This window comes from Shewanella sp. DAU305 (genome assembly GCF_026802235.1).
Taxonomy (GTDB): domain Bacteria; phylum Pseudomonadota; class Gammaproteobacteria; order Enterobacterales; family Shewanellaceae; genus Shewanella; species Shewanella baltica.
In genome coordinates this window covers 1,946,462-1,970,676 of sequence record NZ_CP113808.1, presented here as the reverse complement: position 1 = coordinate 1,970,676, position 24,215 = coordinate 1,946,462, and the positions used below count along the sequence as shown (strand labels likewise).

The 24,215-nt window shown below is 45.9% G+C and carries 19 protein-coding genes; 9 read left to right on the top strand and 10 right to left on the bottom strand.

Annotated features, from left to right (window positions below):
* Nucleotides 1-263: 263 nt before the first annotated feature.
* The 4 genes from OX890_RS08385 to OX890_RS08370 all read right to left on the bottom strand — a co-directional run bounded on the left by OX890_RS08385 (nucleotide 264) and on the right by OX890_RS08370 (nucleotide 4,663).
* A complete protein-coding gene (locus OX890_RS08385; protein WP_006080906.1) occupies nucleotides 264-1,235 on the bottom strand; it encodes a PstS family phosphate ABC transporter substrate-binding protein in 972 nt (323 codons plus the stop codon).
* A gap of 228 nt (nucleotides 1,236-1,463) precedes the next feature.
* Nucleotides 1,464-2,762, bottom strand: a complete 1,299-nt coding sequence (phoR, locus tag OX890_RS08380) for a phosphate regulon sensor histidine kinase PhoR (protein WP_006080905.1) — start codon at nucleotides 2,760-2,762, stop codon at nucleotides 1,464-1,466.
* Nucleotides 2,763-2,842: 80 nt separating this feature from the next.
* On the bottom strand, nucleotides 2,843-3,532 hold the full coding sequence (phoB, locus tag OX890_RS08375; protein ID WP_006080904.1) for a phosphate regulon transcriptional regulator PhoB: 690 nt from the start codon (nucleotides 3,530-3,532) through the stop codon (nucleotides 2,843-2,845).
* A gap of 186 nt (nucleotides 3,533-3,718) precedes the next feature.
* A complete protein-coding gene (locus tag OX890_RS08370; RefSeq protein ID WP_041408521.1) occupies nucleotides 3,719-4,663 on the bottom strand; it encodes a porin in 945 nt (314 codons plus the stop codon).
* A gap of 291 nt (nucleotides 4,664-4,954) precedes the next feature.
* Between OX890_RS08370 and rdgC the strand changes: the two genes are divergently transcribed.
* Entirely contained in the window at nucleotides 4,955-5,869 is a 915-nt protein-coding gene (rdgC, locus tag OX890_RS08365; RefSeq protein WP_268650416.1) for a recombination-associated protein RdgC, read from the top strand.
* A 176-nt stretch (nucleotides 5,870-6,045) separates the two neighbouring features.
* On the opposite strand, the gene OX890_RS08360 is transcribed toward rdgC, so the two are convergent.
* Nucleotides 6,046-7,863: a M61 family metallopeptidase gene (locus OX890_RS08360; RefSeq protein WP_268650415.1), complete on the bottom strand. Its 1,818-nt coding sequence runs from the start codon at nucleotides 7,861-7,863 to the stop codon at nucleotides 6,046-6,048.
* A 134-nt stretch (nucleotides 7,864-7,997) separates the two neighbouring features.
* On the opposite strand from OX890_RS08360, the gene OX890_RS08355 reads away from it, so the two are divergent.
* From OX890_RS08355 to OX890_RS08335, 5 genes are all read left to right on the top strand, one after another.
* On the top strand, nucleotides 7,998-10,160 hold the full coding sequence (locus OX890_RS08355; RefSeq protein WP_268650414.1) for a tetratricopeptide repeat protein: 2,163 nt from the start codon (nucleotides 7,998-8,000) through the stop codon (nucleotides 10,158-10,160).
* A 151-nt stretch (nucleotides 10,161-10,311) separates the two neighbouring features.
* Complete coding sequence (locus OX890_RS08350) at nucleotides 10,312-11,868, top strand: GGDEF domain-containing protein (protein WP_259215347.1); 1,557 nt, start codon at nucleotides 10,312-10,314, stop codon at nucleotides 11,866-11,868.
* Between the two features lie 56 nt (nucleotides 11,869-11,924).
* Nucleotides 11,925-13,280: a nucleotide 5'-monophosphate nucleosidase PpnN gene (gene ppnN / locus OX890_RS08345; protein WP_126491467.1), complete on the top strand. Its 1,356-nt coding sequence runs from the start codon at nucleotides 11,925-11,927 to the stop codon at nucleotides 13,278-13,280.
* A 21-nt stretch (nucleotides 13,281-13,301) separates the two neighbouring features.
* Nucleotides 13,302-14,090 (top strand): flap endonuclease Xni, encoded by a 789-nt coding sequence (gene xni / locus OX890_RS08340; protein ID WP_071939126.1) that lies wholly within the window; start codon nucleotides 13,302-13,304, stop codon nucleotides 14,088-14,090.
* 110 nt (nucleotides 14,091-14,200) lie between these two features.
* Entirely contained in the window at nucleotides 14,201-14,623 is a 423-nt protein-coding gene (locus OX890_RS08335) for a DUF3192 domain-containing protein (protein WP_006080896.1), read from the top strand.
* 130 nt (nucleotides 14,624-14,753) lie between these two features.
* On the opposite strand, the gene OX890_RS08330 is transcribed toward OX890_RS08335, so the two are convergent.
* On the bottom strand, nucleotides 14,754-17,588 hold the full coding sequence (locus tag OX890_RS08330) for a S9 family peptidase (RefSeq protein WP_268650413.1): 2,835 nt from the start codon (nucleotides 17,586-17,588) through the stop codon (nucleotides 14,754-14,756).
* A 254-nt stretch (nucleotides 17,589-17,842) separates the two neighbouring features.
* On the opposite strand from OX890_RS08330, the gene OX890_RS08325 reads away from it, so the two are divergent.
* A complete protein-coding gene (locus tag OX890_RS08325; RefSeq protein WP_006080893.1) occupies nucleotides 17,843-18,850 on the top strand; it encodes an isocitrate dehydrogenase in 1,008 nt (335 codons plus the stop codon).
* 264 nt (nucleotides 18,851-19,114) lie between these two features.
* Here the strand turns inward: OX890_RS08325 and rlmM are convergent, their stop codons facing one another.
* The 4 genes from rlmM to OX890_RS08305 form a co-directional block, all read right to left on the bottom strand.
* Complete coding sequence (gene rlmM, locus OX890_RS08320; RefSeq protein WP_011846285.1) at nucleotides 19,115-20,200, bottom strand: 23S rRNA (cytidine(2498)-2'-O)-methyltransferase RlmM; 1,086 nt, start codon at nucleotides 20,198-20,200, stop codon at nucleotides 19,115-19,117.
* 179 nt (nucleotides 20,201-20,379) lie between these two features.
* Nucleotides 20,380-20,772, bottom strand: coding sequence for a DUF423 domain-containing protein (locus tag OX890_RS08315; RefSeq protein WP_006080891.1), 393 nt, complete (start codon nucleotides 20,770-20,772; stop codon nucleotides 20,380-20,382).
* A 58-nt stretch (nucleotides 20,773-20,830) separates the two neighbouring features.
* Nucleotides 20,831-21,475 carry an alpha/beta fold hydrolase gene (locus tag OX890_RS08310; protein ID WP_268650412.1) on the bottom strand — a complete coding sequence of 215 codons (645 nt, stop codon included), beginning with the start codon at nucleotides 21,473-21,475 and terminating at the stop codon, nucleotides 20,831-20,833.
* The gene (locus OX890_RS08305; RefSeq protein ID WP_006080889.1) at nucleotides 21,456-22,367 is read right to left on the bottom strand and encodes a transcriptional regulator GcvA; all 912 of its coding nucleotides are present in this window, start codon (nucleotides 22,365-22,367) and stop codon (nucleotides 21,456-21,458) included. Before OX890_RS08305 ends, OX890_RS08310 begins: the two co-directional genes overlap by 20 nt.
* 212 nt (nucleotides 22,368-22,579) lie before the next feature.
* On the opposite strand from OX890_RS08305, the gene OX890_RS08300 reads away from it, so the two are divergent.
* Both OX890_RS08300 and OX890_RS08295 read left to right on the top strand, forming a co-directional pair.
* Entirely contained in the window at nucleotides 22,580-22,822 is a 243-nt protein-coding gene (locus OX890_RS08300) for a hypothetical protein (protein ID WP_006080888.1), read from the top strand.
* Nucleotides 22,823-22,935: 113 nt separating this feature from the next.
* Nucleotides 22,936-24,164, top strand: a protein-coding gene (locus OX890_RS08295; protein WP_107946623.1) for an IS3-like element ISSba4 family transposase whose coding sequence is annotated in 2 segments (ribosomal slippage) — nucleotides 22,936-23,287 and nucleotides 23,287-24,164 — 1,230 coding nt in all. Because the reading frame shifts where the segments join, the coding sequence is not laid out codon by codon here.
* Nucleotides 24,165-24,215: the final 51 nt, after the last annotated feature.

Here is a 24,215-nt window from a genome sequence, read left to right as displayed (position 1 = left end):
AATTTAAGGATGCTGAGTCAGATATTATGAACCGAATCTTTGTAATGAGTTTCTTCGTTCATCATCATTCTCCTTTAGATGGTTTCTAGCGCGACCGTCCCAAGATTCCGAATTGGAATTTACAGCAACCTATTTAGGTTGCTTTTTTTATGCCTTTTATTTGGCAATCTACCAGACAGAATGACCAAACATCATCGCCCAGATAAAACCCCAGAAACAAAAAAGGACCTCCGAGGAGGTCCTTGATTAACAAGCCGTTTGGCTTACAAGCGGATACCCACTTGTTCTAAATCTTTAGCAACTACGCTCTTAGGCAGAGTCACATAACCGTCTTTCTCAACCACTTGCTGGCCTTGCTTAGACAGCACATAACGTAGGAATTCTTTTTCCATTGGTGCTAAGTCTTTGTTTGGTTGCTTGTTCACGTAAACATATAGGTAACGTGATAGTGGGTAAGTACCGTTAGCTGCGTTTTCTGCAGTTGCTTCGATAAACTCTTCGCCTTTCTTAGCAATCGCAACTGCTTTAACACCAGCAGTTTTGTAACCGATACCTGAGTAACCAATCGCGTTTAGAGATTGAGAAACAGATTGCACTACAGATGCAGAACCTGGTTGCTCGTTCACGTTCGCTTTGAAGTCGCCTTTACACAGTGCGTGCTCTTTAAAGTAACCGTAAGTACCAGATACAGAGTTACGACCGTAAAGTTGAACGTCTTTAGCAGACCAGTTACCGTCTAAGCCCAGCTCGCCCCAACGTTGGATGTCGCTGCTACCACATTTGTGAGTAGAAGAGAAAATACCATCAACTTGTTCAACGCTTAAACCTTTGATTGGGTTATCTTTATGTACGAATACTGCTAAAGCATCGATAGCTACGCGAACCGCAGTTGGCTTATAACCATAATGTTTTTCGAACGCTTCAATTTCGTTAGGCTTCATCTTGCGGCTCATAGGGCCGAACTGTGAAGTGCCTTCAGTCAACGCTGGTGGCGCAGTAGAAGAACCCGCCGCTTGGATCTGGATGTTGACGTTAGGGTACATTTGTTTAAATTCTTCGGCCCAAAGTGTCATCATGTTGGCTAACGTATCTGAACCTACAGATGATAAGTTGCCTGACACGCCACTTGCTTTTTCATAAGTTGGCAGAGATTGATCAATCGATGCCATCGCAGTTGCAGAGAATACACCAGCGGCTGTTAGGGTAATCGCGCCGACAAGCTTTTTCAGTTTCATTATGTGCTCCAGTAGTAAGCTAACTAATTTGTAACTTAAGTTTCTTCAGACGCAGCCAGTATCAATCGCTACAATGACAATTCTATGTCTGTGATGTGACACTTAGATGACAGTGCGTTATTTATCGCTTTTTTCTGTCACTAATAATGAACTCTCTGAACCTAGAAACAAAAACAGGCCATAATGGCCTGTTTTTATTATTAATTGCGAATATTTCACTTAAGCAATTTATTTCTTACGCTCGATAAGATGTAAAGGAATAACAAAGCTAAACGTACTGCCTTTACCCACTTCACTACTGATTTTAAGCTCACTGTGATGATGGTTAAGCGCATGCTTTACTATCGCAAGACCTAGACCACTGCCACCGGTTTGCCTTGAGCGCGCACTGTCTACCCGATAAAAACGTTCAGTTAATCGACCTATGTGCTGAGGTGCAATGCCTTCGCCCGTATCCGTTACGCTAAAGATGGCTCCCGTTGCCATGCTGCGCCACTGCACTGTGATTTTACCACCGGGTTCAGTGTAACGAATCGCGTTAGAAATCAAGTTAGAACAAGCACTTCTTAGCTGTAATTCATTACCGTGGGAATCAAGCCCAGGTTCGCAATAGAAGCTCAGCTCATATCTGTCTTGTGCCAGCGCTTTAGCTTCCTCCTTGAGCACTTCCATCAGCTGCGTCATGTTCACTGTATGTTCGAGGTTGATATCAGCCGCATCTTCAATCCGCGATAACATCAATAGCTGTTCGACCATAGATTGCATTCGCCGCGTCTGCTGCTGCATTAAGGCCAGCGGTTTGACGTTCATCGAATCGGGCTCAGCCATACTTTGCATCATTTCGAGATAACCCTGCAACACAGTGAGCGGCGTTTTCAGCTCATGTGACACATTCGCGACAAACTCTTTACGCATGCCCTCGAGCTGACGTATACGGGTGATATCCCGCGCAATTAACAGTAGCTGCCTGTCACCGTAGGCCATGATACGGATCTCAAGCAAACGCCTATCCGATACCGGCGATGGTAACTCCAGCGGCTCTTTGTATTGTGCAGATTTAATATAAGCGGAAAAATCAGGATGGCGGATCAAGTTATCAATACGCTGGCCATTATCCTGCGGCCAAACAAAGCCGAGAATAAGCTGCGCTAACTTGTTGCACCATAAAATATTATGCTCTGAATCGAGCACCACAGCGGCATCGGGTAACGCTTCTGCACCTTGGCGGAATCGCGCCAGCAATGCGGCCAATTGACCGACACGTCGACGATTCTTACCTTGGAGGCGATAAATGCCGTTAAACACCCCTTCCCAACTCCCACTGCCCTGCGGCGGCGTGAGTTTTCTATCGCGCCATAACCAAAAGTTAAGCCGTGATAATTGTCGGTAATGCCAGCAAACCAGCCCTAGCATGCCGAAAAAGAGTATCCAGAGAAGTTTCCCTACCAATAAACCTATTAGCGCGCAAAGCAGTAGATATAAGGCTAAGCGCGTAAACAACCGGTACCCTGAATAAGAGTCAGACATAGATAAACCCAAACATCAGGCTAAATAAGAGGAGCACAAGATAGCCTAAAAGCTAACTTGTGCCTAACACTTATTCGGCACTAAATGCGTGTAGAGAAACGATAACCTGCGCCACGAACCGTTTGGATCAAGCGGTCGTGGCCAGACTCTTCAACGGCTTTACGAAGGCGTCTGATATGCACGTCAACGGTTCTGTCTTCAACATACACATTGGTTCCCCACACATTGTCGAGCAGCTGTTCGCGGCTGTAGACACGTTCTGGGTGGGTCATGAAAAAGTGTAATAAACGAAATTCGGTTGGGCCCATGTCTAATACAGTATCGCCTACGCTCACCCTGTGGCTCACAGGATCGAGCATTAAGCCCTGTACATCAATGGTTTCTTCTAAACGAGTCGGTGCACTGCGACGCAATACGGCCTTAATACGTGCGACAAGTTCTTTAGGGGAGAAAGGTTTAGTGATGTAATCATCGGCGCCGACTTCGAGACCTTTGACTTTATCTTCCTCTTCACCGCGGGCAGTTAACATGATGATCGGAATTTGACGCGTGAACTCATCTTGCTTCAAGCGTTTCGCCAATTGAATACCACTTCCGCCAGGAAACATCCAATCCAATAAAATCAGATCGGGGTAAGGCTCCTTTAGCAGCGCAATGGCCGAATCAAAATCTTCCGCCGCAGAGGTCGTAAACCCATGCTGTTCCATTACAAAAGTCAGCATCTCGCGGATGGCTAACTCGTCTTCTACTATCAATATCCTTGCAGTCATAAGTGATTTTCTGTCAGTGAATGTCAACACGGCTATTATTAGTCATTTTTATTACAGATTTATGAATTAGCACGCCGTTTGAGCCATATAGTAGTAATATTTGTCATAATAAGTTTATATAACTGTTTGTTTATAGCAATAAAAAAGGAGGCAATATGCCTCCTTAATTGAATCTTAATACTGGATTTAGAATTTGTGTTCTAAGCCAACACCGATATATTTGTCATCATCAGTAGACGCTTCTAACGAACGATTGGTGTAGAAAGCGAAGACTTTAGTAGGTTTAGCCAGTGCATAATCAGCACCTACTGACCATGAATCACCTTTGTCTTCCATGTCTTGATATTGTGCTTTCAAAGTAACAGCATCAATATCATAGGCAGCGCTGAACAGGTAACCGTTAATGCTATCCGTCGTTACAGGTAGAGCATTTTTATACGTCTCTTCCTGTTGTTGGTACATACCACCTAAGGTTAAATCAGCGATTTTACCTTGAACCGATGCACGTAGGATTTCATAACCTTTTACATCTGAGTCATAAGCAATAGCAGCATAGATAGGTGATTTTTTCAGTTTAGCGTCACCGTACATAGCGGCTAAGCTGAAACCGTCTTGACCTTGTTGGTCAGCATCACCTTCAGCAGCATAAGTAGCACCGAATACGAAACCGCTGATTGATGGAGATAAGTAAGTCGCAGTTTGACCTAAACGGTTGTCGCCTTTGAACAGGCTTTTTAAGTCGCCAGATAAATCGTTAAATTGATCAACGTTACCTTGAGAGATTTTTAACAGCGTGTCGTTACGACCCACAGAGAACGAACCGAATGCGCCTTTTAGGCCAACAAATTGGTTACGTGCTTTAAAGTTGTCGCTAGTCGCAGCACCTGTATCAACTTCGTATTCAACTGTGTAGAACGCTTCCAGCGAGCTAGACAGCTCGAAATTACCCTTCACACCAAAACGAGAAGCATTACTTTGAATAGTTGTTGTAGCATCACCTTTCTCATCATTTGATTGAGCAGTGACATTCAACTTACCATAAACAGTCAGTGGCTCAGCGGCATAAGCTGAAGCCAGAGTTGCAGAAGCTAGCGCAGAAGCAAGTAGAGTTTTACAAAAAACGTTCATCATTTAATCCTTTCGACGTTATGTTCGTCTTGGTTATTGGTTTGGAACGACCGAAAGTGTGCAATGAATGTGTTTCAGTTTTATTTCAATTGTGACCGTTTAGTGCGCAAGCTAAAAAAACTGACGCTGAGCCTGGCAACAAACCCACTAAAAATGCGGCCTGCAGCTGAGCCAATTCTTATGTTACAGTTTAATGAATTCTGATCCGCCGCTAGAAATTAGCTATCGAACACAGGTTTACCCCGCCCAAACTATGCCGTAAACTGCCACTTTAATTTTCAATGAGCGCCTCTTATGTGGTTTAAAAATCTTACTCTTTATCGTTTCAATAAACCTTTTGCCGTCGAAACCGAAGCGCTAGAAACTGCGTTGGCCGATTTCACTTTCTCTCCGTGCTCAAGCCAAGATGTCAGTAAATTTGGTTTCTCTAATGCTTTAGGCAAGAAAGGCAGCTCCTTGGTACACAGTGCCGATAATCGCCATCTGATCTGTGTAACTAAAGAAGAGAAAATTCTCCCAGGCCAAGTCATCAAAGAAGCCTTAGAAGAAAAAGTCGCCCTCATTGAAGATGAAGAAAATCGTAAGATGGCGAAAAAAGAAAAAGATGCGCTAAAAGATGAAATCATTACTAGCCTACTGCCACGCGCTTTTTCACGCCGCAGCCAAACCCATGCCTTGATTTTGCCAGAGCTGGAAATGATCCTTGTCGACAGTTCAAGTGCCACTAAAGCCGAAGAGCTGTTAACTTTATTACGTAAAGCGCTCGGTAGTTTGCCGGTGATCCCATTGAGCTTTAAAGCGCCAGTCGAATCCAATTTAACCGAATGGTTAAAACTTGGCAGCGCGCCATTACCTTTTGAAATGCAAGATGAAGCTGAACTTAAATCCGAAGCGGATGAAGGCGGCATTGTACGTTTCAAGCAACAGGATTTAAAAGAAGACGAAGTCTTAGCTCACCTCGCAACAGGCAAGCAAGTCCACAAGTTAGCACTGCATTTCGGCCAATCGATTGCACTATTATTGCAATCGGATGCCAGCGTTAAACGCCTTAAATTCTCTGAAGAATTTAGAGCGGGTAACGATGAAGTGGGCACAGACGACCCTATGGCACGTTTAGATGCAGACTTTGCCTTAATGGGCAGCGAGTTAGTCGCCTTGATGCATGCACTCGTGGCAGCACTAGGTGGACTCGAAGAAGCGCAAGTTTAAGCCTAAGCCGTTAGGTAAACTAAATCTGCGACTCACTCGTATTCTTCTTATATGAATAACTTGAAATACAAAATAACAAAAGGCGCACCGTCTAAATGAGGGTGCGCCTTTTTTATGACAGTTAAACGCCTAAATTTAAGGCATTCGGCCTAATCGCAAGCTGAATGCCATTTGATTTAGTCATTGGCTTTAGACACTAGCTCGCCTTTATTATTAAACGGCCAATCAATGCCTAACCAAGCCTTGAAGAAGGCTTTTTGCTGTTTAGTCGCTTTCGCATCGCCCTTAAGCACTAACTTACCGCTTTGCTGCTCCCCAAGGATGAGCTTAACTTGTTTGATTTTATCGTTGCTGAATAATGTTACTTCGATGCTATCGCCAGTCTTAAAGTCTTTAATGCGCTTATCAAAACCCGCAGCAGTCACCTTAAGACCATTAATCGCTAATACTTCATCCCCCGCGACGATACCCGCTCGCCACGCTGGGCCATTACGCAGTACTTGATCCAACACTAAAGATCCATGGGCGCTGCTTAACGTCATGCCAGCAAATGCCTCGACTTTTGAATCTTTGCCATAGGACATTGCTAACCCAGCCTGCGATAACAACTCAGGGAAATCTAAGCTCATCGGGCTATTCACATTTGCCTGCCACCAAGGCGCATAATCTTTGCCGGATAAATCCTTAAGGATATGCTGCACATCACTAACCCCATAGCCCTTTGGCACACGGTGATCTTGATATAAACGGCGATGCACATCGCGGTATGAATGCTTTAGCTTAGTATCTTGGAGCAGCGAGAAATCTAACGCTAAAGAGGTTAAGTAACCCTCAGAATAGATATTCACACTGTGATTAATCGCATAATCACCGCCCGTACTGCTCCACTCTCCTGCACTCGCCTCGGTAACAGATTGAGTTTCACGCCCAGGGTTGAGTTGGTTTTTCTCAACGCGTTTAGCTAAGTCTTCGAGGAATTCTTTAGGCGTCATCACCCCAGCACGCAGCAGTAACTGGCCTTGAAAATAACTGGTAGAGCCTTCGGCCATCCACAGTAATTCCGTCATGTTTTCATGCTGATAATCATAGGGCACAAGTCCCGCAGGACGATAGGCCTTTACGTTCCAGGTATGGATAAACTCATGGGATGCTGTGCTAATAAAGCGTAGGTAATCCTTGCGTTCACGGAAACTAAAACGCGGCAGTTGGATAACCGTAGAATTTACATGTTCTGTCGCGCCACTGGCGCCGCTGGTGGCATGCACCATATACACATAACGATCAAAAGGATAATCATCCCAAATCGCCTTTGCTTGACCACTTAATGCCGTTAAATCCTTTACGACTTTATCGGCGTCATAGTTACCTTCACCCCAAAATACCAACTCATAACTTTTGCCATTAGCGCTGAATTGCTTATGGGTGCTGACACCGGTTTCGATAGGGGAATCAATTAACACATCGTAAGTCGGTGCGATAAAAGAATGCGCTGGCGTGCCTGAAGCCATACCCGAGTAACTTTGCCACGTTTCAGGAACGTTCAATTGAACCGATACAGGCTCAGAGCGAAATTGCGGGCTATACATGAACACGCCGCTGGCATCTAAATACGCGTGGCTCGCATCAATATGGCGAACCCTTTGGCCTAATTCATTGGCATACAACTGATAACTAACCGTTACGCTGGTTGGCTGCGTGAGCGCGACTTGCCATTCACCGCTCGCCGTACGTTTCCATGGGAGTTCATGACCTTGATTGTCTTTAGCGCTAAATAAACGCACGCCATCGGCCAAAGGCAATACTTGATATTTACCCGTGCGCCACACTGGCAGGTTGACCGTAAAATCTGTGGTCTTCACTTCAGGAAAAGTCACACTCACTTGAGCGATATGATGCTCGGGTTTAACGAGGTCGATTTGATATTTCACATCGGCCAATACTTGGCCCGAAAAGAATGCACTTAATATCAAGATTGATAATCTGTTGGGTTTCACTCTTGCTTCCTTCTGTTATTATGCTTCTTATGATTTTTCCAAGTATAACAAGTCGATGTAGCATCCTCATTAGGCGCTAACAAAAGCTAACAAAATAAGTTCCTTGACTTAAGGAATGAGGAATCACAGTTCAAATGCAAAAACTCACGGTTATTTTATTTACTTTGTTGCTGTCACTGCCTTTTAGCGTTCAAAGCCGAGATCTCGAAGCTGATGAGGTGGAGTTAAGAGAATCTCCACAGCAAATGTATGATGTGCTCAACAAATCCATTTCCTTCCCCCTTGCGTTCCAAAACCGTGACCAATTTGAGCGTGCAGCCCAAGAGCAAGGCTACAGTCCAACCGAATTTGAACAGATTTTGTATCTGCTGACTCGACTGAATATGGAGCCGAACGTGAAAACCAAGGTCGGTTTTCAAGACGCAAAAAGCTTGATTGAACTCTTAGCCACTGCGGCGCAATCCCCCTATGAACTTGCAATGGTCGCCATGTTGAATGGGCGTTACCTTGGCCGTACCGAGCAAAAATATCAAGAAGCGATTGGCCTGTATAATGAAGCGCTCACCCGCATCAACGACAGTTATGACATCGAAGCATTGATTCTTAAGCACAATATTCATGAGCACTTAGGCGGCTTACATTTATTAATCCGCCAAGAAGTGCCAGCCCTGATGCACTTCCATACATACCGCGACATTGCCTATAAGCTCAGAAACGATTATTTAATCGCAGCGGCTGAAGCAAGACTGGGGTTCTATTACAATTTTAATCAGCAGCTCACCAAATCATTGCAGCATTACAGTGAAGCAATTCGGATCTCCAATCGCTCTAATTACCCGGCGATGAAAACCAATCTGCAATTGCAACTTTCTAAGGTATATCGCGATTTAAAGCAGTGGGATGAAGCCCTTAAAAATGCCCACGAAGCCGCTGCCGGTTTTAAAAAAATGGGCAATGACACCTATCTTTCAAGCTGTATGACAGTAATAGCTATGGTGTATGGCGAACAAGGGGATTGGAATAAAGCGATTGATTACTACCTTAATGCCCAGCAATTAGATGCCAAACGCGGTAACTATATTGCCCAAGGCCTTAATTTCCACAATCTTGGGCAAGCCTACTCAAATATTAATGACAATGTTAACGCCCTAAAATATTTACTGATGGCCAATCAAATATTCAAAGAAAAACAAAGCCATCATTATCAGGTTTATAACGAACTCTTAATTGGCGAAATCGCGCAAACTAACCAAGATTGGCCGTTGATGATGACCCATGCCGACATCGCATTGGCATTGGCTATCGACTTAAAACTCGTCAATGAACAAAAAGCTGCCCTCACACTGATTGCCTCGGCGTCGCAAAAATTAGGGGAATTAACCAAAACCATCGATGCCCAAACCCGTATCATAGAGCTAGGTAATACCCTTGCAGAGAAAGAGAAAGACTCCCCAGTGTCGACCTCAGCCCTTGCGGAACAACAGCTCAAACTTGAGCTCAACATGGTTCAGGGAAAACTTGCCGAGACAGTAAAGGAAAGTAACAGCACCCACACGCTACTGCTCATCAGTTGCCTCATTGCCGGACTCTTGCTGCTGGTGATTGCGTATATGTTGCATCATCGCCGCAAAACCTCGGCAATAAACGCCGCATTAACTCAATTGAGCCTACAGGAACCCTTCACCCATAACTTAGGCTATGCGGCGCTATTAGCGCACTTGGGCCATAATCAACATCAAGCGTCTACAACAGCTTTAGGGATTATCGCCTTCCCCGCCCAGCTCACGACCGATCTCGACTATGGCCAATATTTTAGTGATGCAGTAACGGCGCAACTGGCCACTCATCTAACCGATGCGCTCGCATCCCCTGTCTATGTGATACGCCAAGGGGTATTTGCAGTGCGCTTCACCCAAGCCGTTGAGCCAACAAGCGTGATCAGCCAGATACGCCAGAAACTCGACCAACAGCACATCGTCCATCATTTCCGGCTTGGTTTTGCCAACTTGCCACTGTTAGCAAAATCAGAAATCAAAATGGCCGCGAAATTAAAGTTTGAAACCGTGCAAATGGCGCTCGCCTGTGCCCGCAGTTTAGAGGGCAATAACGATTATTTTGTCGCCCTCAGAGCACTCGATTTTGTCCCTCTGAGCTTATTTGCCAATCCGTTATTTTTACACCTTGAAAAAGGCATTGAGCGCGGGTTAATCAGATTAGATACCAACGGAAATAAAGAGGATGTTCGCTGGCCTTGCTGGGAAAATAACCAAGACAGGCAATTACTGGAAAATATTTGATCAATATCAGCAATTAATCACAGAGTCATAGGTAAATCGCATTTGCACTCTACGCCCAGTGTTATAACATTAGTATCATATGAGTTAACAGCTAATCTGGACATAGGATCGTCATGTTTTTTAGCCTTGCAGAGTTAGGACAACACTCAGGATGAAGGATTCGAGCGCTACAGTTTCACAACTTGCCTTGCTGCAACAGAAACTTCATTCGGCCAAACTTGCCCTCGATGAAGTCAATGAAGACAGAAACGCAAAGTTACAGACATTACTGCAATTTATTGGTCACTTAAGCCTCGCCTGTAAAGGGCAAAATCTTGAGCTAGATAATAAACTCGCCAAACTTCGCCATAACTTAAATACGTTTGAGCGAGTCGATGAGGCGTTGCCAGAATTAGTCGATGTCGAGCGCCTGCTAAAAGGCCAATATCACCATGTGATGGTACAACTCGAAGAGAGTCGTACGGGTTTGTCACAGGTGATCCGTCAGATCCAACGCGTTAACTCTGCACCTGAAAAACTCAAAAAAGAAGTCAATTACTTCAAACAAGATCTGGCTAAACCTTTCCACACGGTTTGGGAATATATTCCTAAAGTTAAGCAAATCATCGGCTTCTACGAAACCATATTACAGCTACAATTTAACGAATCTGAAAAACTCGATGTCTTGCCAAAACACAGGCAGCTAGCCCATGAGCTGGCGCAGATGATTTCGGAAATCGAGTTTCGTAAAGATCAGCGTGACCAAGTCCTAGTGATCAAAGAAGTGCTCTCTTCTGAGATTGAAGTAGACAGCTTGCTCGAAGCCTACCAAACCATTTTAGCGTTATTGCTTGATAACATCGCCCGCGAGAAATCGGCATCGCAAGAATTTTTGTTTGCCCTCAACGATGCCTTAGCCGCAGTGCGTGAAGTGGTCAGTGAATCTTACAACCACAATCAACGCAGCTTCCAACTCAAGACCCAGTTGAATCGTGAGATCAACACCCGCGTCGATAACGCCGGTGAAATCATTATCGATGTGGAAGATATTGTCGATCTTAAAGCCCAATTGACTGAGCAACTTAACTCCATTCGTTCGGCATTGGCCCGTAAAGAAGCCTTAGAGCAAAGAGAACAAGCCTTGCTGCGTAAGTCGATGGAGACGATGCGCAAAGAGCTTAATGAATTAAGTAACGAGGCGAACACCTACAAAGAGCGTTTGTTCGAACAGCAAAAACTTAACTTGCTCGACAGCTTAACTCAGTTACCTAACCGTGCCGCGTTAGAAGAGCGCATGGATTTGGAATACCGTAACTATCAACGGCATAAATCTCCCCTGTGGGTGGCGGTTGCCGATATCGACCACTTCAAAACTATCAACGACAGCTTTGGTCACAGCACGGGCGACAAAACCCTGCAGGTGATTGCGATGGCCTTGAAAAACTCGCTACGCGATACAGAGTTTGTTGCCCGTTATGGCGGCGAAGAATTTGTCCTGTTATTACCCGATGTAGCACCTGCCGATATCGCTCAACTTTTAAACAGAGTGCGCGAGAAAGTAAAAAATATTCCATTTAAATTTAAAAATCAGAGAATTACAGTTACAGTATCTATAGGGGCTGCGCAAGTTATGGGAAGTGAGCTCATACATGAGACCTTCGAACGCGCCGATGCAGCACTCTACAAAGCGAAACACGAAAGCAGAGACAGGGTTGTGATTGACGTATAATTGAGCCCCACTATACGCCTCCTCTAATCACTCCTGTCATGACGAAGGAGTGATAAATGATAGTAAAAGTCAGCCCTAAAGGCAGCATGGATCAGCTTTCGCAACTTGAAGTTGATCGTCTCAAAAAAAGTGCCAAAAGCACGCTATATCAACTGTACCGCAACTGCTCCTTAGCAGTACTTGCCGCGGGTTTAAAAACCGACAACTCTAAAGCCCTATTCGAGCAATACCATGATTTCGATATCAACGTCCTACAACGGGAACGCGGTGTAAAATTAGAATTGGTCAATCCCCCTGAACAAGCCTTTGTCGATGGCCAAATAATCACCGGCATTCAAGAACATCTGTTCTCAGTCTTACGCGACATCCTCTATATCAGCGACAGATACGACTCGCTCAAACACATTAATCTGACCAACGCCAACCATATCACCAATGTGGTGTTTGATATTTTGCGTAACGCGCGGGCGATTGCCCCCATGAAAGACCCGAACGTCGTCGTCTGTTGGGGCGGGCACAGTATTAATGCCATCGAATACCAATATACCCGCGAGGTAGGCTATCAACTTGGCTTGAGGGAATTGGACATTTGCACTGGCTGTGGTCCTGGCGCGATGGAAGGCCCGATGAAAGGCGCGGCCATAGGTCATGCCAAACAAAGGATTAAAAATGCCCGTTATATTGGTTTGACTGAGCCGAGTATTATTGCCGCCGAGCCACCGAATCAAATCGTCAATGAGCTGGTGATCTTACCCGATATAGAAAAACGCCTCGAAGCCTTTGTGCGTTTAGGTCACGGCATTATTATCTTCCCAGGTGGTGCTGGCACGGCGGAAGAGTTGCTCTATATCTTAGGTATCTTACTCAACGAAGAAAACCAAGAAACCCCTTTCCCGCTGATCCTCACAGGCCCCACTGAAAGCGCCGATTACTTCATTAAGATTGATGAGTTTATTGCCTCAACCTTAGGCCCTGAAGCTCAGAAGAAGTATCAAATCATCATAGATAATCCCACTGAAGTAGCGCGTATCATGAAGAAAAGCATGGAGCAGGTGAAAGCCTATCGCCGCTCAACGGGTGATGCTTACCAATATCAGTGGGCACTGAAGATTGAATCTGAATTCCAGTTACCTTTTGTCCCGAGCCACGAGGTGATGGCAAACTTGGACTTGCACTTCCAAACCAACAAAGCCGAGCTTGCCGCCAACCTGCGCAAAGCGTTTTCGGGTATAGTGGCAGGCAACGTCAAGTCGGAAACAATCAAGCACATAGAGCGCGATGGTCCCTTCCAATTGAAGGGCGATCCTAAACTCATGGATATGATGGATAAGCTCTTGAGTGCATTTGTGCAACAACAGAGAATGAAGCTTCCCGGAAGCGCTTATATTCCTTGCTACCAAATAGTGAAATAGAGAGCGAAACAACGACACCCCATGAACAAGTTTTTAATCATCGATGGTCTCAACTTGGTTCGCCGCATTTACGCGGCGATCCCCGATGAAACAGATATGCAAAGCCTCACAGAGCGCGTCAGTTCGGCGTGCACTAAACTGCTGCGGGTGCATCGCCCTACCCATGTTGCTATCGTGTGGGACGGTGATGAGATCTCATGGCGTAAACAGCTTTATCCCGATTACAAAAAAGGTCGTAAACCTATGCCAGAACCACTGGCGCAGGGTTTAGTTGCGCTGCAAGACCATTTAACCGCAATGCACATTGGCTCTATTTATGCCGCCGCGGAGGCCGATGATGTGATTGCGACACTGGCGATAAAAACCGCCAAAGCGCAAGGTGAAGCCATTATTGTGTCCACCGACAAAGGTTTTAGTCAGCTTAATCATCGCCAAATCAGTCAATGGGATCACTTTAATCAGCAGTACCTCGATATTGCGGCGTTGGAACAAAAACTGGGTGTTGAGCGCAGCCAGTTTCTCGACTTGATGGCATTAGCGGGCGACAGCGGTAATAAAATTCCCGGCATTGCAGGCATAGGCCCTAAGTCGGCAGCCGAGTTATTGAAAACCTTTAGAAGCTTACCGACCTTGTTCTCCTCCTTATCTAACCTAGGCGCTAAACAAGCGAAGAAGCTCGCCGAGGGCAAAGAGATGGCGAGGCTGAGTTATAAGCTGGCGCAGTTACAAACGGACCTACCACTCAATATCAACTTGAAAGACTTTCGCGTGATTGACTCCCCACCTGAAAAAACCATCAATCAAGACTAAACTTCTGTTAACACAAAGTTGCAATTAACGCATTTACCTTAGCGCAACAAAAGCGTATTTTATGGACGTGCTCAAGTGACTCATTTAATGAGGTAAAGGAATAACTATAAATGAAATCAAAAGTTTCAGTAATTATTGGTAGTATTTTTGCCGCCTACGTCGCCTTTGTCGCTGTGGTTGTACTGGTTTATGAACCAACGCCAGAAGACATGAATTGGGAGGACCGACAGGCCTATAACAGCCAGAAGATGAACGATTTAACCTTAGGGCAAAATATCGGTTCAGTAAAAGAATTGCTCGGTAAGGCCGACTTTTCAGAGGCAAAAGCCGTCAAGGAAGCCAAGTTACAGGTGCTTTTTTATCGCACTCACCATGAGAAATCAGACGGTGTGACGACCAAAGAGGAATGTACCCCGCTTATTTTTGAAAATGATAAGTTAATTGCTTGGGGCCAAGATACCTATAAGCAATACCTCGATGCGGGCACAGACACTGTGCTCACTTCCGCCCACGAGACATTGAGCAGTAAATAAATACGACTGACATCTAAATAAAAACGCCACCTAATCGGTGGCGTTTTTGTTTCATAATTAACCAACTGAACGTCTTAGTGACAGAATACCTAGGTCACTCAGTGCAATAGCAATAAGCTAAATCAGTCACTTATTCATCATCTGCCTTGTACTCGACATAGGCTTCGCCTTTGCTGAGCCATTCTGGCGCGGGTTTACCCTTCAGATAATGATCGAAATACTGCATCATGCGAATGCTGTAATCGAGCTTATTCGGGTACTTTTTCAAGTGATGCGGCTCATCCTCATATTGTAAGAACACGACATCTTTACCCGCACGGCGCATGGCCAAGTACATTTCAACACCTTGTTCCCATGGTACTGCATCGTCCTTATCACCAAACATGATCATCAAAGGCGTTTGAATACGGTCAGCGTAAAATACTGGCGAGTTTTCAATGTATTTTTGTGGCGCGGCAAACAAACTCGCGCCAATACGGCTCTGTCCCGTTTCATACTGGAACTGACGCGCAATACCCGTACCATGGCGAATGCCACTGTAGGCGCTGGTCATGTTCGATACCGGCGCACCCGCGACCGCCGCCTTAAACATCTTAGTTTGAGTGATGGCAAACGCCGTTTGATAACCACTCCAAGAATGACCTTGCAGACCAATAGCATCGGGATCGGCAATACCCATCTCAATCAGCTTTTGCACGCCTGAGGTGAGCGCTTGCACCGAACTCGCGCCGGGGTAACCAATTTCAAAGCGAATATCAGGCAGGAACACCGCATAGCCATTATTGATATACCAAGCAAAATTAGGTCTGTGGTTAATGTTCATCTGCGGGAAGGCATGCAGTCTATCCGTCATAAAACGATAGTAATAAACCAACACAGGAACGCGCTGACCCACTTGATAATTGGTCGGCTTGATCAGCACGCCATCTAACGGCTTACCATCGCCATTCGTCCAGTGAACTAACTCGGCTTTGCTCCAGTTAAACGCTTGGCGTTGCTTATCTAAATCCGTTTGCTTAAGCGCATTTTGCGGGGCGCTATAGTTAGCCGTATACAAGTCAGGGAATAAGTCGAAACGCTCCTTAGAAAACACGATAGTGTCTGCGTCTTTACTGCGTACTAACACAGTCAACTTATACTCGCCTTGCATCAGCGTTTTCACGCCCGCTGCGCCTAACGTCGCTTGGTAGAAGCCATCGGCCTTAGTTTTATCGCTATAACCGTGGAGTAACACAGTGGCGTTATAGGCAAGCTCAGTCGGTTCATCGGGATTATCGACTAAGCCCTCAAGACGATATTGAATTTTCTGGATACGCCCTTTACCTGCGGTTAAGGCAAAACCTGCCTTAGATTCAGTATTAAACTGCCAGACATCGTATTTATCGTAAACCAAGAACCCAGCGTCATCTTTCAGCCAAGGGCCAAAACCATATCCCGGCGCGCTCGAAGGATAATCATGGTCTTCATCAGCAAAGCTGACCTTCAGGGATTTTGTGAGATTAGTACGACGAGCCTCAGCAATATCGTAAAGATACACATTACCTTGCTGATAATAAGCCACATACTTACCGTTACCCGACAAACTTGGCTCGGCATCGCTCGGCTGCTGAGTCAAAAAAGGTACCTTACTGCCAGTGTTAATGTCGACCAGATAATAGTCTTGATAGAAGCCAGCCCACGTCGCCATCTTGCGATAGGGCAAATCTGAACTCGCCAACATAAAGCGCTTATGCTGTGAAATCGTCACATCTGGCACGGTTTTATCGCCAAGCTGCACCACGTTATTTGAGCCTAAATGCAATACCGCAAGGTAAGTCCGTTTTTGCTCATCCTCATATTGCTTGATTTCGTGGGGTTTAATCCGTGGGTCGTCACCATGCCACACCTTAAGCCCGCGCTGTCCGGTAACAATATCGGCATTAAACAGGTCTTTTTCTTCGGTGATTTTCTGCAAACTAAGCTGCTGGCTCACCTCTGGCACGCGGCCGAAGAACAGCCGTTCGCTGTCCAATGAGAAGCTTAAACTTGTGTAGCGATTAAGTTTCCACTCGGGTGACTCAGGAGTTTTGCTGATTTTACCCGATTGCAAATCGACCAGCGATAACTGATAGCTTCGACCATAGGGCAACTCGCTATCTTTGCCCTGCGTAAACGCCAGCCAACGACCATTTTTAGCCAGCGCTAACGCACCAACCTGTTGGCTAGGCGAGTCAAAAGCGACGGTTTTTTGGTGGGTACGTAAATCCACTAACTGCAATTGATGCTGTTTATTGGCGATATCATTCACCGCCAATGCAAGTCGGCGGCTCGCCTTATCAAACACATAACCAGTCACTTGCTCAACATCGATGCGCTGGGTTTGATCGTCTAAACTAAGCAAAGTAAAACGGCGGCCTTGGTCAAACTTATCAACCTTTGGCTTATCGGCTTTCGCTGGGGTTTGTGTGCCTGCTTCAGCGAGTTTTTCGCTGGCTTTAGGCTCAGCATCTTTTTTAGACTCTTCATCGGCCTCAAACCACATTGCCAAATGCTTACCGTCATCACTGAACACGAATTCCTTCACGCGCTCAAAGCGGGTTTGAGTGCCCGTTTGGGTATCAAGTAATACCATGTCAGATTTGAGTTTTTTCTTCGCCTTGGCATCACTCGTTTCACGCGTGAGCAAACTCGGTTTGACCACCACAGCCACAAAGCGGCCATCGTGACTCACTAAAGGATCTGACCCACCCGCGATTTGATAACTTTGCTGCGACAGCACATTTTTCACAATGACATGACTATCCCCGCGATCGGGCGCAGACTCGACCGCGATGACTTGGCCCTTATCTGCGATAACCGGCTTTTCAAGGGATTCAAAGTGCATGATGTCTGTGAGGGTGAGCGGTTTAGTGCTGGTTTCAGCCTGCACTGCTGGCAATATTCCAAGGGATAACAGCACCAGAGATGTGATAGGGATTAACTTCAATGTCTTCCTCTTTTATATATTTGTTAGACTAAAGTAGACTTTTTTAACCATTGGCTCTCCATCATGGTGAGAACCCAGTATTTTTACAAGTTATACCACATAAAAAATCGTGATATTGCTCACTATTTCCTGTGAAGTTTGACCAAAGATGGTTAAAATAATAGGCAGAAAAAATACCAAATTCATAGTCCTGCTATCCAGTTAACGCTGGGGCAGACAATTGCAGTAACGACGAACCGTGGAAGGACTTCTCCATGTCAAAAAGAACGATAACCGTAATTCCAGGTGATGGAATTGGCCCAAGTATTATTGATTCAGCCTTAAAAATTCTCGATAAAGCGGGCTGTGATTTTGAATATGAATTTGCCGATGCCGGCCTGACTGCACTCGAAAAGCAAGGCGAGTTACTGCCACCGCGCACCTTAGAATTAATCGAAAAAAACCGTATCACACTGAAAGGTCCGCTGACGACGCCAGTAGGTGAAGGCTTTACCTCTATCAACGTGACCTTACGTAAAAAATTCGGCCTGTACGCTAACGTACGCCCAGTGATTTCGTTCAAAGGCACTCAAGCTCGTTACGAAAATATCGATATCATCACTGTGCGTGAAAACACTGAAGGCATGTATTCTGGCTATGGCCAAAAAGTGTCTGAAGATGGTTTGACGGCAGAAGCGACCAGTATCGTGACTCGCCAAGGTGCCGAGCAAATCGCCACTTTCGCCTACGAACTGGCTCGCAAAGAAAACCGTAAGAAAGTCACTATCGTGCACAAAGCCAACATCATGAAGTCAACGTCAGGCCTGTTCCTGAAAGTGGCCCGTGAAGTGAGCCTACGTTACCCAGACATCAAGACTGAAGAAATGATCGTCGATGCAACGTGCATGAAGTTAGTGATGAACCCAGAAAACTTCGATGTGATCGTGACGACCAACCTGTTCGGTGACATTTTATCGGATCTATGTGCCGGTTTAGTCGGTGGTTTAGGTATGGCACCAGGCGCAAACATTGGCCGTGATGCTGCGATTTTCGAAGCCGTTCACGGTAGTGCACCGGATATCGCTGGTAAAAACCTCGCGAACCCAACCTCAGTGATTTTAGCGTCTATTCAGATGCTGGAATATTTAGGTATGGCTGACAAAGCTGAGCAAATCCGTAAAGCGGTATCTGCAGTGATTGAAGAAGGCGACCGTACCACTCGCGATTTAGGCGGCACTCACGGCACGACTGACTTCACTCAAGCGGTTCTTGAGCGTCTGTGATCGCAATGCTGAGCGCGTTTAAGACGAGTCTATAACGCGCTTGTTCAAGCATAAGCTTCATTAGAAGTAAGCGCTTGAAACTCAAATGAGTAAACACGAAAAAGCCCCGAAGTTTCCTTTGGGGCTTTTTGTTATCTGGCTTTTAAACCTGCATGGCTTTAAAACTGCGTGTTTTTTAAACCCGCCTGACGATTACCGTATTAGCGTACCTAAGTAACGTACGCGAGTAACGACGGCAATATCACTGCAGAGTTATCGCAGGAATTAATTCCACGCGGTATTAGGACGCAGCCATAAATGCACTGTCACTTCATCACGATCGTGATAAAGATGCTTACACTGCACTTTAAAATCGGTCACGCCGTTCTCTTTAAGAATGGTCTGCATGGTCTCAAGAATGGCAGTGACTTCTTTATAGCGGCTCTTCATCGGTAATTTAAGGTTGAAAATCGCTTCCTTAAACCAACCGTTAATCGCCCAAGCTTCAATCAGTTCAGCTACGCGCGCTGGTTTTTCAACCATGTCGCACACTAGCCAATAGATATTTTTGCGCTGTGGCTCGAAACGGAAACCGTCTTCACGGTAATGCTTCACTTGGCCCGTTTCCATGAGTTTCTCATCCATGGGACCATTATCGACAGCCGAGACAAACATGCCGCGACGCACCAGTTGATAAGTCCAGCCACCTGGGCAAGCGCCCAAATCCACTGAGTTCATACCACTGCGAATACGCTCTTCTTGCTCTTCCTTCGGCACGAATTGGCCAAAGGCTTCATCGAGTTTCAGGCTAGAACGACTCGGAGCATCCGCCGCCATTTTCAGACGTGGAATACCCATAAAGTGTGGCGAGCTATTATTGCTGTAGGAATAGCCCACATAGGCACGGCCAGGGCCGATAAAACACACGTGGATAATCGGACGTTTTGGATTTTCCTGCGCGAGCAAACTGCCAGATTTTTTCAAATGCTGGCGTAAAGGCACAGTGAACTTACGGCAAAAAGCCGATAGCTCTTTCGCTTCGTTAGTATCTGGCGTTTCAACCCGCACTTCACCCGCTTTGCTGACGTCACTGAGTGCCGCCACGATTGGGCTAATTCTGTCGTTTTCAGGCAAGTCGACTAATAAGTCGCTGGCAGCAAACATCTGGCGAGCAAAAATGAGCGAATCTAAAGGCAGTTGTTTCACTAACGTATCTGCGGCGTCATCTTCAAAACATTGGTACACGACATAGGCGTCGTTATTGTTGGCCTTAACAAAGCCGCCCACATTGAGCTCACCGGCTCGCTGTTGGATTTCTGCAGCGCATTCTTTTTCAAAGCCTGCGCGGCAAAATAAAAATAGGTTTTTCATGGGGATCCCTGAGAAATCCAAGCCAAAGCATTGGCTGACTATCGATTTGGGCGTCAGTATACCAATTTCAATCCACAAATGCCCTATTTGCCTACTTGCGGAACTTTGAATTGCGATTGGAGAAATAAAAAAGGCTTAGGTGCGCCCTAAGCCTGTTAACTCACACTTAACGTTCGAGATTAAGACTCGTGACCGTCAATGACTTTATGACGCCATACCGCGGCAGCAAATAATAACCAGCCGAGTAAGAAACACCCACCGCCCATCGGCGTGACAGGGCCCAGCCACTTAGTGCCGAACAATGCCAGTCCATATAACGAGCCAGAAAACAACACTATGCCTGCAATAAACAAATACGCCGACCAGTCCAATAAACGTGAGGTTAACCATTGGCCCGAAAAGGCAACCATGATTAAGGCGAAGGTATGGTAGAAATGGTATTGCACCCCAAGATTAAATACGTCAATCAAATCCGGTGGTGCGACTGCTTTTAAACCATGGGCACCAAAAGCCCCTAAGGCGACGGCTAGGAATCCGCTCACGGCGGCGAGTAACAATAGACCTTTACGCATTTAACTCTCCTGCTGGAATGGGCTTAACTCATTCGACATTCATTCGCTCAACATTAAGCTAACCAATAAAATCGCTAGATAAATCAAAGGCACGTGCAAGGTTAGCCGCTTCAGTGGTGCCTGACGACTTTCTTGGGACAAAACTATGATCACCGTCGGTTATCCAAGCCAATCCTATCTCTGCCTTCAAGGGCCAATTTGGGATCTGCTCTTTGCCACCAAACTTATCCCGCTCGCCCTGTACGACTAATACTGGGACTTGGCATTCATTCAAAGGTTCCAATCTAGGCTCACCGCCTTTGAGTGGTACAAAGGGGTAACCTAAACAAATGATTCTATCGATGCGCGCCGCTAATGCGGGATCGCAGGCTAGTAACGCTGCCATACGTCCGCCCATGGATTTGCCCATCAGTACGACACGCTCGACCTTAGGTTGTGAATGAGCGATATCGAGCATCTGTGTAAAACACGCGAGCAATTTAGGCGCGCGGTCCGGTGGACGCCGTTTACCATCGACGGCATTGGCCTGCATATAGGGAAAATTAAAGCGTATTACTTGGTAGCCCTTAGCCACAAGCCCCGCCGACATGGCCTGCATAAACTCAGAATCCATGTTAGCGCCCGCGCCGTGGGCCAATAAAACCACAGTGCTCGCAGGCTCACCCTCTAATACAAAACTTGGCTTATCCGGGCAACAACTCACTGCGCGACTCCTCAGCAAACATGTCTAACATCCATTCGCGAAACGCGACGACCTTACCCAGTTCTGCGTGATTCTGCTGGCAAACCAAGTAGTAAGCATCTTTACTGACCAAGACTTCTTGAAATGGGCACACAAGACGCCCCGCTTTTATATCGGGACGCGCCAGTACGCTGTAACCTAAAGCCACGCCTTGACCATGGGCCGCCGCCTGCAATACCAAGGAGGAATGACTGAAGATGGGGCCTTGGTTCACATTAATATCGTTAATCCCACATTGTCTAAACCACGCCTGCCAATCGTGACGATTCATATCATGTAATAGCGTGTGATATTTTAAATCGCTCGGTTTTGACAGCGGCTTAGGGCCATTGAGTAACATGGGCGAACACACAGGAATGAGCACTTCGTTTCTGAGCTTATCGGCGCGCAGACCAGGCCAATTGCCTAGACCATAATAAATGGCGACATCCACATCATCGGTTAATGAGCTCGCTTCGGTATCGACGGCTTTAATACGCACGTCGATATCGGGATTTTTCTCACTGAACTTTGCCAAACGCGGCACTAACCATTGAATTGCAAAACTGGGCGACATACTGACCGTCAGAGAACCAATCGCACTGCGGGCGAGTAATCGGTCGGTAGCATCGGCGAGTTGAATAAAGATGTCTTTGATGTCGAGGAAGTAGCTCTGCCCTTCTTCGGTTAAAAGCAAAGAACGGTTCTTTCGGCGAAATAATTTTAATCCGAGGAAATCTTCTAATGCCTTTATTTGATGGCTCACCGCAGCCTGCGTAACAAACAATTCTTCTGCTGCGCGCGTAAAGCTCAAATGCCGCGCGGCTGCCTCAAATGCTTTAACCGCATTAAGCGGTGGTAATCGTCTGGACATAGTGATCTCAGTCTCGTTTTTTAATTAGTTTTTCTAATCCGTATTGTTACATTTAATCGTTTGTAAAGGCCAGTGATTTTGGTTAAATTTTGCGCCATTGAAACAGCGGTATCCACGAAACACTTAATATCTATGAAACACCCTAGTTGGACAATCTCAAAGTTGGTGATGGGAATGTCTGACAGCGTTAATTTGTCAGCCCGGAGGCGACTATGTTTAATTTAAAATCAGCGTTTGCGTTAGCGATAATTTCAGCACTCAGCTTAAATGCCAGTGCTAATGTACTCGTTGACGAAATCGTCATCGATACTAGCGACTTACAAGCTAGTATCACTGCAGACTTAACTGCTGCAATGAATAAAATGCACCAAGAAGTGCTGCAAGAAGCCACACTATTGATTGCCGCAGATGATGTCGCATCAAATCAGCAGGTCGTTAAGCCTAACAGCTTATAAGACAATACAAATTCTGCACATATTCCGCCCATAAAAAAAGGACTGCAATTGCAGTCCTTTTTTGTTGCTGTCTGTCCCGTCCTGAAATACGTTGACATAAAGAGGACTTCTTTATGACAACATCAAGTAACTCAAGCCGTAAGCGTACTCAACGCGATTACACCTTAGCTTTTAAATTAGGCGTTGTTGAACGTGTTGAAAAAGGCGAAATGACTTACAAGCAAGCGCAGACTCGTTTTGGCATTCAGGGTAAAACAACGGTACTCGTCTGGCTGAGAAAGCATGGTAAACTCGATTGGTCGAAACTCTTTCAGCATCCCCTTATGCCTCATTTAAAAGAAACCCCAGCCGAAACTATCAAGCGCCTTGAGCGTGAGTTAGCCGAAGCGAAACTGCGTAACCAAATTCTCAATGGTATGGTCGATATCATGGACAATGAATACGGAGCCGGCCTCAGAAAAAAGTACTTATCCGGTATCTCTGGCAAGCCAAAACCCAAAGCAAAATAAACCTCGCCGTTGCATGTCGCGCTGTCGGTATTTCACGGCAAGGTATTTATCAGGCTGTCGCCCGAATGGCGAGCCGAAGCACTGAGCTATCGGTCATCAAAGACTGGGTCCAATATTGGCGTAACTATATGCCACGATTGGGGACGCGTAAGCTCTATACTTTGATACAGCCTAAGCTGGTTGAACATGATATCAAACTCGGGCGAGACGGGTTCTTTACCTACTTGAGAAGTGAAGGCTTGCTAGTTAAGCCCAAGAGAAGCTTCACAAAAACGACATTCAGCAAGCATTGGATGAAGAAGCATCCCAACCTGCTGAAGGAAGAGGGACTACACGATGCCGAGCATGTACTGGTCAGCGATATCACCTATCTCGAATCAGACCAAGGCGTGCACTATTTGTCACTAGTGACCGATGCCGCGTCACGTAAGATAGTCGGTCATCACTTGAGTACGGACATGAAAGCAGAAAGCGTAGTGAAAGCACTGAAAATGGCGGTCAAAGATAAGCGCTATAGCGCTAATGCGGTCCATCACTCAGACCGAGGTTCGCAATACTGCTCAGCTGTTTATCAAGATGAACTGCAGGCCAACCATATTCAGCCGTCGATGACAGACGGTTATGATTGCTATCAAAATGCGTTAGCAGAACGAGTAAACGGGATCCTGAAGCAGGAGTTTTTACTCTACCGGTGTAAAACGCTGGAAGAGTTGAAGAGACTTGTTAGAGAATCGATAGCGATATACAACGAAATGAGACCGCATCTGAGTTTGGATATGGAAACACCCAATCAGGTGCATAATAGAAAAGGCCAGCTACTGGAGCTGGCCTAGAAACTGTCAACCTATCTTAGGACGGGACAGTCTGTTATAACAGCGGCTGCT